This window comes from Streptomyces sp. OR43 (assembly GCF_008042275.1).
Classification (GTDB): domain Bacteria; phylum Actinomycetota; class Actinomycetes; order Streptomycetales; family Streptomycetaceae; genus Streptomyces.
In genome coordinates, this window is the sequence record NZ_RDBK01000043.1 from 1453780 (window position 1) to 1463309 (window position 9530).

At 70.6% G+C, this 9530-nt stretch carries 5 protein-coding genes, 2 pseudogenes and 1 other annotated feature; of the genes and pseudogenes, 3 read left to right on the forward strand and 4 right to left on the reverse strand.

The window, feature by feature from the left end:
* Nucleotides 1–15 precede the first annotated feature (15 nt).
* Nucleotides 16–133, reverse strand: a sequence feature (16S ribosomal RNA rRNA prediction is too short).
* Nucleotides 134–832: 699 nt separating this feature from the next.
* On the reverse strand, nucleotides 833–1387 hold the full coding sequence (locus EAO72_RS25140; protein ID WP_148019506.1) for a MarR family winged helix-turn-helix transcriptional regulator: 555 nt from the start codon (nucleotides 1385–1387) through the stop codon (nucleotides 833–835).
* Between the two features lie 146 nt (nucleotides 1388–1533).
* Between EAO72_RS25140 and EAO72_RS25145 the strand changes: the two genes are divergently transcribed.
* A complete protein-coding gene (locus tag EAO72_RS25145) occupies nucleotides 1534–2841 on the forward strand; it encodes an MFS transporter (RefSeq protein WP_148022023.1) in 1308 nt (435 codons plus the stop codon).
* A 15-nt stretch (nucleotides 2842–2856) separates the two neighbouring features.
* Here EAO72_RS25145 and EAO72_RS25150 read toward each other — a convergent pair whose 3' ends face one another.
* Together EAO72_RS25150 and EAO72_RS25155 are read right to left on the reverse strand one after the other, a co-directional pair.
* On the reverse strand, nucleotides 2857–4521 hold the full coding sequence (locus EAO72_RS25150; protein ID WP_148019507.1) for an ATP-binding SpoIIE family protein phosphatase: 1665 nt from the start codon (nucleotides 4519–4521) through the stop codon (nucleotides 2857–2859).
* A 194-nt stretch (nucleotides 4522–4715) separates the two neighbouring features.
* Nucleotides 4716–6032 carry an NAD(P)/FAD-dependent oxidoreductase gene (locus EAO72_RS25155; RefSeq protein ID WP_410090501.1) on the reverse strand — a complete coding sequence of 439 codons (1317 nt, stop codon included), beginning with the start codon at nucleotides 6030–6032 and terminating at the stop codon, nucleotides 4716–4718.
* Between the two features lie 419 nt (nucleotides 6033–6451).
* On the opposite strand from EAO72_RS25155, the gene EAO72_RS25160 reads away from it, so the two are divergent.
* Entirely contained in the window at nucleotides 6452–7366 is a 915-nt protein-coding gene (locus EAO72_RS25160; RefSeq protein ID WP_148019509.1) for a TetR/AcrR family transcriptional regulator, read from the forward strand.
* 600 nt (nucleotides 7367–7966) lie between these two features.
* Nucleotides 7967–9469 (forward strand): annotated as a pseudogene (locus EAO72_RS25170) (sigma-70 family RNA polymerase sigma factor); the annotation flags it as partial.
* A gap of 1 nt (nucleotide 9470) precedes the next feature.
* Here EAO72_RS25170 and EAO72_RS43305 read toward each other — a convergent pair.
* Nucleotides 9471–9530 (reverse strand): annotated as a pseudogene (locus EAO72_RS43305) (hypothetical protein); the annotation flags it as partial.

Sequence of the window (9530 nt, forward strand, 5' to 3'; positions counted from 1 at the left end):
AACTAGCTGATAGGCCGCGGGCTCATCCTTCACCGCCGGAGCTTTTAACCTTCCCCCATGAGAGAGAAAGTATTATCCGGTATTAGACCCCGTTTCCAGGGCTTGTCCCAGAGTGAAGGGCAGATTGCCCACGTGTTACTCACCCGTTCGCCACTAATCCACCCCGAAAGGCTTCATCGTTCGACTTGCATGTGTTAAGCACGCCGCCAGCGTTCGTCCTGAGCCAGGATCAAACTCTCCGTGAATGTTTTCCCGTAATCGGGTAGACACCACGAGAGCGGAACAACCRAGTCGGAATAGGACCGGTCGTTCACTATGTCCTCGCTGTGTGCATTGCCTGCCAAGCCCGAAGGCCTGCCAGGACTTTCAAAGGAACCTCGAACCTGCCGAAACAGGTCGGGGTATCAACATATCTGGCGTTGACTTTTGGCACGCTGTTGAGTTCTCAAGGAACGGACGCTTCCTTCGTACTCACCCTCGCGGGCTTTCCTCCGGGCGCTTCCCTTCGGTCTTGCGTTTCCGACTCTATCAGATCCTTTCGGGCCTGATTCCCAGTCAGCGGGGTTTGTCTTTCCGGCTGTTGGGCCGTTCCGACGTCTCAAACTCTAGCGAATTTTCCCGGCGACTCATAATCGAGTCCTCGCAATCAATTTCGGCATGCCGAAATTGGTCCCGAGTGGGAGAGATCGTGTCGAGAGTGGGTGCCGCATTCGCGGCGGATGGTTGTCGAAGAACCGTTCCGGCTCGGGGACAACTCGAAGAACCTTACGGATCCCGCGGGGTCGTGTCAACCCCCTCCCTGGCAGCCCCGGCAGGGCTGCGCAGGGCCGACTCAGCCCAGGTCGGTGAGGCGCCCGCCGGCGTCCGGCTGGGCGTGCTCGACGCGGCGCAGGAGGCGGATCAGTATCTCGCCGAGGGCTCCGCGCTCGTCGCCCGAGAGGTCTTGGAGCAGGTCCTCCTCGAAGTCCGTGGCCATCCGCATCGCCTCCAGCCATTTCGTACGACCCTCGTCCGTCAGCTCGACGATCACGCGTACCCGGTTGTTCTCGTCGCGGTCACGGGTGACGAGACCTTCGCCCGCCATGCGGTCGATGCGGTGCGTCATCGCGGCCGGGGTGAGGCCGAGGCGCTTGGCGAGCTCGCCGGGGCCCAGTCGGTAGGGCGCACCGGACAGGACGAGGGTCTTGAGGACCTCCCACTCGGCGTTGCTGATGCCGAGGGCGGCGACCTGCCGTCCGTACGCCACGTTCATCCGGCGGTTCAGCCGGCCGAGGGCGGAGACGACCTGCTCGACCTGCGGGTCCAGGTCGCGGAACTCGCGCTGGTAGGCGGCGATCTGCTCGTCGAGGCTCGGCTCCTGGAGCTCGGGCTCCGTGGTGTCAGACATGGCGGGCAGTATGGCACGCCCTCCGTACCCGTCGAAGTCCTTCGATCTGTATTGTTGAGGTTCTAACTTTAGTGTTAAAGTCTTCGGGTTCAAGTCGTTCATGGCGCGGTTTCTAGACCTTGAGGTAGGTGAGTGTGACCAGGGAAATGGGTGCAGCACTGCGGCGGATCCAGCTGGGGAGCGCGCTGAGCGCGTTCGGGCTGGGGTTCACCGTTCCGTATCTGTACGTCTACGTGGCGCAGGTACGGGATCTCGGTGCCGGTACGGCGGGAGTCGTGCTGGCGGTCTTCGCCATGGCAGCGCTCGCCGTCCTACCGTTCACCGGCCGCGTCATCGACCGCCGCGGGCCACTGCCCGTACTGGTCGTCGCCTCGGCCGTCGCCTCCCTGGGCGCTGTCGCGCTGGGCTTCTCCTCGCAGGTCACGGCCTCCGTCCTGTCCGCGGCGGTGCTGGGTGCGGGAACCGCTGTCATGCAGCCGGCCCTCGCCACGATGCTCGTCCGCTGTTCCGACGCCACGACCCGTACCCGCGCCTTCGCCATGCAGTTCTTCCTGCAGAACCTGGGACTCGGCATCGGTGGCCTGGTCGGCGGGCTGATCGTGGACACGAGCCGGGCCTCCTCCTTCACGATGCTGTTCCTGATCGAAGCGGTCATGTTTCTCGTGCTCGGCGCCATCGCGGCGACCGTGCGGATGCCCCGTCCCACCGTTGTTGCGAAGGAAGCAACGGCCGACGGGAGTGTTCCGCGCGGCGGGCTGCGGGTACTGCTCTCGCACCGGGCCATGGTGCAGCTGTGCGTGCTGGGCTTCGTGGTGTTCTTCGCCTGCTACGGCCAGTTCGAGTCCGGCCTTGCGGCGTACGGCACCGAGGCCGCCGGAATCCAGCCCTCGACGCTCGGGATCGCGCTGGCCGCCAACACCGCCGTCATCGTCGTGGCCCAGTTCGTGGTGCTGCGCCTGGTGGAGCGCCGCAAGCGCAGCCGGGTCATCGCCTCGGTCGGCCTGATCTGGGCGTTCGCCTGGATCGTGGCGGGCTACGCGGGCCTCGGGCACGGCAGCCAGACCATGGCGACCGCCGCGATGATCTCCACCTACGCGCTGTTCGGGCTCGGCGAGTCGATGCTGTCCCCGACCGTCGCGCCGCTGGTCGCCGATCTGGCGCCGGAGTCGATGGTCGGTCAGTACAACTCGGCGTTCGCGCTCTGCAAGCAGCTGGCGCTGGCGGTCGGACCCGCCGTGGGCGGCCCGATGGGGGCCTCGCTGCACGGGCCGTACATCGTGACGTTCGTGCTGTTCTCGCTGGGCATCACGGTGCTCGCGCTGCGGCTCGGCCGGCGGCTCACCCCCGTACAGGACCAGCCTTCGCTCGCGGCCGCGCCGTCGCGGGTGGTGGCCGTTTCGTTGCCGGAGAACGCGCCGGCCGACGGGCCGGTGCCCGTCGCCGCCGTGCACTGACCGTACGGGTCCGCGCTACTGCGGCAGGGCGAACTCGCACCAGACCGCCTTGCCGCCGCCGGGTGTGCGGCGGCTGCCCCAGGACGTGGCGATCGACTCGACGATGGAGATGCCCCGCCCCGCCTCGTCCCCCGGTTCGGCGCGGCGGCGGCGCGGCAGGTGGTCGTCGCCGTCGGTCACTTCGATGATCAGTCTGCGGTCCGTGCGCCGCAGGGCAAGGCGCATCGGCGGCGTCCCGTGCTGCAGGGAGTTGGCCACGAGCTCACCGGCGGCGAGGACGCCCAGTTCGCACAGTTCCATCGGGAAACGCCAGGACGTCAGCACGCCCGTCGCGAAGGCGCGGGCGCGCGGGGCGGCCTCGATGCCGCCGAGCAGATCGAGCGAGGCGTTGTGGAACAGCTCCGCCGTCGCTCCCGTGCGGGCGGGGTGCTGGACGACCAGCACCGCCACGTCGTCGTCGTGCTCCGCGGTGATGTTGAGGGAACGCATCAGACGGTCGCAGACCACCTGCGGCGACCCCTTCGCGCCGGACAGCGCCCGCTCCAGCGAGGCCACGCCCTCGTCGATGTCCTCGCTGCGGCGTTCGACCAGGCCGTCCGTATAGAGGACGGCTGTGGAGCCGGGCGGCAGCGCGATCGTGCCCGAGGTGTGGATCCAGCCGCCGGTGCCGAGCGGGGGGCCGGTCGGGTCCTCGGCACGGTGGACCGTGCCGTCCTCGTCCCGTACCAGGATGGGGAGGTGACCGGCGGAGGAGTAGACGAGCAGGCCCTCGTTGGGATCGTGGACGGCGTAGGCGCAGGTCGCGATCTGGCTGGCGTCGATCTCGGCGGCCAGCCCGTCGAGCAGCTGCAGCACCTCGTGCGGCGGGAGGTCGAGGCGGGCGTAGGCACGCACGGCCGTGCGCAACTGGCCCATCACCGCCGCGGCCCGCACCCCGCGGCCCATCACGTCCCCGATGACCAGTGCGGTGCGGCCCGCCCCGAGGGTGATGACGTCGTACCAGTCGCCGCCGACCGCGGCGTCCGTCCCGCCCGGCTGGTAGGTGGCGGCGATCCGCAGGTCGTCGGGCTGCTCCAGCTCCTGCGGGAGCAGCGAGCGCTGAAGGGTGACAGCCGTCCTGCGGTGCCGGCTCTCGCTGGTGCGCAGCCGCTCCGCCGCCTCGGCGTGGTCGGTGACATCCGCGGCGTAGACGAGGACGCCGCCCTCGTGGCCCTTGTCCTTCTCATGGCGCACGGGGGTGCAGGTGACCGTGTACGAGTGGCCGCTGCCGGCCTTGCGGGACTTGACCGTGCGCGGCGTACCGCTGCGCAGGACCTGGTCCATCAGGGGGAGCAGGCTGAGCTCGGTGAGTTCGGGCATCGCCTCGGCCGCGGGGACGTCGAAGGGGCGGGGGCCGAACGCCGCGGTGTAGGCGTCGTTGACGTACGTGATGCGGTGATCGGGCCCGTGGACCAGGGCGACGAGGGCCGGCAGCCGGCCGAGGATGTCGCGGGCGGAGAGGTCCTCCAGAGTGGGTCCGGTGGACCGGGTGCCGGGGCCGTCGGGATCGCCGTCCGGAGGGCCCGACCCGGTGTCGGCCTGTGCGTACTCGCCGCGGGCCGCCGGTACGGGACTGCGGTCGTCCCGGGCGGCCCGGCGCTGCGTACCGGGTAGGCGGGCGCTCCAACGCGTGAAATTCACGGAATCCATTGCCTCGTGTGTCGGTCTGGTCCGCTCGGGCGGGCTGCTTCCTCTGCCGGGGCGTCACAAGTATGCGGTGGCGGTCCGTTGCCCCTGGGACGGCCTTCCTCGATGGTCACTGTCGGTCGCTGCCTGCCGGGTCACTCTGTGCAGATGTGAGCCCACCTATGGTCACACGTCCAGTGTGTCGGACCCTACTGACAGTCGCCGTCGTCCGGCCGGGGGCGCCTGCCTGCGGCGATTTCGAACTCGGCCCTGGGGTGTTCCAGGGAGCCCAGCGAGACGATCTCGCGCTTGAAGAGTCCGGCCAGGGTCCACTCGGCCAGCACCCGGGCCTTCCGGTTGAAGGTCGGGACGCGGCTCAGGTGGTATGTGCGGTGCATGAGCCAGGCCGGATACCCCTTGAGCCGGCGGCCGTACACATGCGCGACGCCCTTGTGGAGTCCGAGGGAGGCGACGGATCCCGCGTAGCTGTGCCGGTACTCCTTGAGCGGGCGGCCGTCGATCGCGGCGACCAGGTTGTCGGCGAGGACCTTGGCCTGGCGGACCGCGTGCTGGGCGTTGGGCGCGGTCTCCCTGCCCGGTTCGGCGGCCGTCAGGTCGGGTACGGCGGCGGCGTCACCTGCGGCCCAGGCGTGTTCGGTGCCCTCGACGGTGAGCCGGGCGGTGCAGACGAGCCTGCCGCGTTCGTTGAGGGGCAGACCGGTGCGGGCCAGCAGGGGGGCGGGTTTGACTCCGGCGGTCCACACGAGCGTGCGGGTCGGGAAGCGGGAGCCGTCGCTGAGCACGGCGATCCGGTCCTCGCAGGACTCCAGCCGGGTGTCGAGGCGTACGTCGATGTTGCGGCCGCGCAGCTCCCTGACCGCGTACCTGCCCATGGACTCCCCGACCTCGGGGAGGATGCGGCCGGTCGCCTCGACGAGGATCCATTTCAGGTCCTCGGCCTTGATGTTGTGGTAGTACCGCGCGGTGTAGCGGGCCATGTCCTCCAGTTCGGCGAGCGCCTCCACTCCCGCGTATCCACCGCCGACGAAGACGAAGGTGAGGGCGGCGTCGCGGATGGCGGGGTCGCGGGTGGCCGACGCGATGTCCATCTGCTCGATCACGTGGTTGCGCAGTCCGATGGCCTCTTCGATCGTCTTGAAGCCGACGCCGTGCTCGGCGAGGCCGGGGACCGGGAGGGTGCGCGAGACGGAGCCGGGGGCGAGGACGAGCTCGTCGTACGGGATCTCCACGGCGCCGGTGCCGTCCTCGGCCGTGGCGAGGGTGGTGACGGTCGCGGTGCGCTTGGTGTGATCGATGCGCCGGGCCTCCCCGACGACGATGGTGCAGTGCGCGAGGACCCGGCGCAGCGGCACGACGACATGACGCGGTGAGATGGAACCTGCGGCGGCCTCGGGGAGGAACGGCTGATACGTCATATAAGGGTCCGGCGTGACGACGGTGATCTCCGCTTCACCGCTTCTCAGTCTCTGCTTCAGCTTCCGTTGGAGACGCAGCGCTGTGTACATCCCGACATAGCCCCCACCGACGACGAGAATGCGCACGCCCGGCGGGGGGCCGGGGGGTGTTCCCCCGGAATCTGAAGCCATCACCACCCCATGACGCAACGTGCGCAGGAGTTTGTCCACAGCCCCGGCAAATTGTGTGACCGCAGGTTCTGTACGGACCGCGGCGGGAGGTAGTGCCGTATATGCGGAAGTCCCGCAGGTCAGGGGTTGCGGGGAGGACGGTGGGAGGGGTTCGGGCGGGTGACCGGCCGGTCGGTGCTCCGGCCGGAGGACGCTCCCGGGGGGCTGCCCCCTTCTGAATTGACCCTGGCTCAACTATGTTCGTATGTCGTCGGGGTGTCGGACGGTGACCACTGGTCCACCCTCGACTGATACGGCGGGAGTCTCCGGGGGGAGACGTCATAACCGGGGGAACAGTTATGCATATTCAGGAATCGCATTGGCCGACTGCTGCGGTCGCGTCCGAAGGAAACGGACGGATCGGGGCAGTCGGCACGGTGAGCGGGCCGGGAGCGGACGCGACCGGCGCATCGCCGGGGACCGTGAGCACGCTCGGAACCGCGCTCGGCGCGCAGGCCGGCGGGGCCGGCACACACGGCCGCTCGGCGCCGCTGCGCGTGGACGCGCAGCGCAATCTCGAACATGTGCTGCGGGCCGCGCGCGAGGTGTTCGGCGAGCTGGGTTACGGCGCTCCGATGGAGGACGTGGCACGACGTGCCCGGGTCGGGGTCGGAACGGTGTACCGGCGCTTTCCCAGCAAGGACGTGCTGGTGCGGCGGATAGCCGAGGAGGAGACCGCCCGGCTGACCGACCAGGCCCGGTCCGCGCTGGGGCAGGAGGAGGAGCCGTGGTCGGCGCTGTCGCGCTTCCTGCGGACGTCGGTGGCCTCGGGGGCCGGGCGGCTGCTGCCTCCGCAGATACTGCGGGTCGGTGTCGAGGCCGATGAGTCCGCGGTGGCCGACGATGCGGGTACCGCGGGGGCCGCGGAAGGTGCGCCGGGTGGCACGTGGGACGAACCCCGGGTGCCCCAGCAGCGCCAGGAGGCAGGACAGGCCGCGGGCCAGGCGGGTCTGCGGGTGGCCGATCGCCTCTCCGTACCGGCGGACGCGAGCGAGGACCTCGGCGCCGGAGCGGCCGATCTGCTGGAGGTCGTGGGCCGGCTGGTCGACCGGGCTCGGGCGTCGGGTGAGCTGCGCCGTGATGTGACGGTGGCCGATGTGCTGCTGGTCATCGCGACGGCGGCGCCCTCGCTGCCCGACGCGGCCCAGCAGGCGGCGGCCTCGGCCCGGCTGCTGGACATCCTGCTGGAGGGACTGCGCTCGCGCCCTGTGTGAGTGCGCGCTGCCCGGTGGCGTTGCTCGGTGGTGGCGCTGCTGCGTGGTGGCGCTGCTGCGTGGTGGCGTTGGTGGGTGCTGGCTGCGTGGTGGCGTTGCCCCAGTGGTGTTGCCCCAGTGGTGTTGCCGGGTAGTGCCCCGCTGGTGTTTCGCAGTGGTGCCGGCGGCGGGCGGTGCTGCGCAGTCGAACTGCCGGGTGTTGCGCAGGGGTGGGACGGTCCGGGCCCGGGGGCCGTTCCGGGTGGTCGGGTGGGTGGCCCTGTCGGGTGGCCGTCCCGGTCCGGCGCGGCCCCGTTGGGTGGTGCGGTTCGTTCCTGTCCGGGTGGCCGTCCCGGTCCGGGTGATGCCGTTCCTGTCCCGGTGGGCCGCCTTGGTCCGGAGTGAGCACTTCCGTCGCGCTCGTAGTGTTCCGCCCCTTCCGCCCCAACTGCCCCGTCAACATTTCCCGTTACTCCTTCCCCGAATGGGTGCCCACTAGTGCGTGCAATCGGGAAAGCGCCCCGGATGAGTGGTTGCCGGGGCTGAAGGGCTGCCGGGCGGGTGCTCTGTGGCACGCTTGCCCGGTGTTCGGGTCCGACAGCGCATACGGGGGCGTCCGCGATGAGCGGTGACGGGCAGCAGGAAGAGTCGCTCGACGGTGGGTCCGCCGGCGGCGCCACGGAGACGGGCGGGCCGTCCGGGCCTCAGGTGCCGAGTCAGGCCGGGCCCCGGCGCTCGGGCACCGGCGGCGAGGTCACCGACCATGAGGGCGCCGGGGACGAGGGCGGTGGCACCGTCCTGCCCGGGCCGTGGCCGCCCGCTCCGGTCGAGAAGTCGCCGGCTGGGGACACGGACGCGATCGATGCCGCCGCGGCGGCCGCCGTACCCATGCAGCGGGTCCCCGGCAACGCGGCTGCCGGGGACGCCTCCGGGCTCGCCCCCTCCGACGCCCAGTTGATCCAGCGGATGCGTGAGGGCGACGACCTCGCGTACGAGGAGCTGTTCCGCCGCCATTCCGACGCCGTGCGCCGCTATGCGCGTACCTGCTGCCGCGACGCGCACACCGCCGATGACCTGACGGCCGAGGTCTTTGCCCGGACCCTGCAGGCGGTCCGGGGCGGCAAGGGCCCCGAGGAGGCCGTACGGGCCTACTTGATGACGGCGGTCCGGCATGTCGCCGCCGCGTGGACGAAGACCGCGAAGCGCGAGCATCTGGTCGACGACTTCGCGGTGTTCGCCGCGCAGGCGTCGCGCACCTCGGAGGTGTCGGACGCGGACACGCTCGATCTCGGCGCCGACGTGATGGCGATGCACGAGGCCGAGCAGTCGATGGCGATGCAGGCCTTCCGAAGTCTCCCGGAGCGCTGGCAGGCCGTCCTGTGGCACACCACCGTCGAGGAGGAGTCGCCCAGCGACATCGCGCCGCTGTTCGGACTGACGGCCAACGCCACGTCGGTGCTGGCCAGCCGTGCCCGTGAAGGGCTCAAGCAGGCCTATCTGCAGGCCCATGTGAGCCAGGCGCTCACCTCCGGCGGCGACTGCGCCCGCTACGCGGACCGGCTCGGCGCCTACGCCCGTGGGGGCCTTCGGATGCGGGCCGAGCGTGGTCTGCGCGGCCATCTGGACTCCTGCGAGAAGTGCCGGCTCGCGGCAGGCGAACTGGCGCATGTCAACGCGGGGATCCCGGCGCTGCTGCCGGTCGCGGTCATCGGCTGGTTCGCCGCCGGGTACGCGCTCAAGGCCGCCGGGATCGTGGCGGGGGGCGCTGTCGGTGCCGCCGGTGCGGGGGCCGCCGCCGCGGCGACCGGAGGCAGCTCGTCCGCGGGCTCCGCAGGAGGCGCCGCCGCCTCCGAGGGGCTCGGGGCTCCGGCGAAGGCCGGCATCGCGGCCGCGGTCGCCGTAGCTGCCGCGGCCGGGCTCGTCTGGGCCCTGGTCGGGGACGACCAGCCGCGCCCCGAGGCGAAGCCGGTCGCCCGCCCCCCGGCCGTGGCGCCCGCGGTGCCGACTCCCACGCCTCCGACTCCCACGCCTCCGAAGCCGACACCGACGCCGCCCGTTCCCGCTCCACCGGCTCCCGCACCGAGCCGAGCCCCATGGTCAGATCGTCCACGCCGACCATCGCCTCGTAGCGCGTGCACGAGCGGTTCAGCTGGATGGAGACCGAGGAACGGCTGTGGACGGTCAC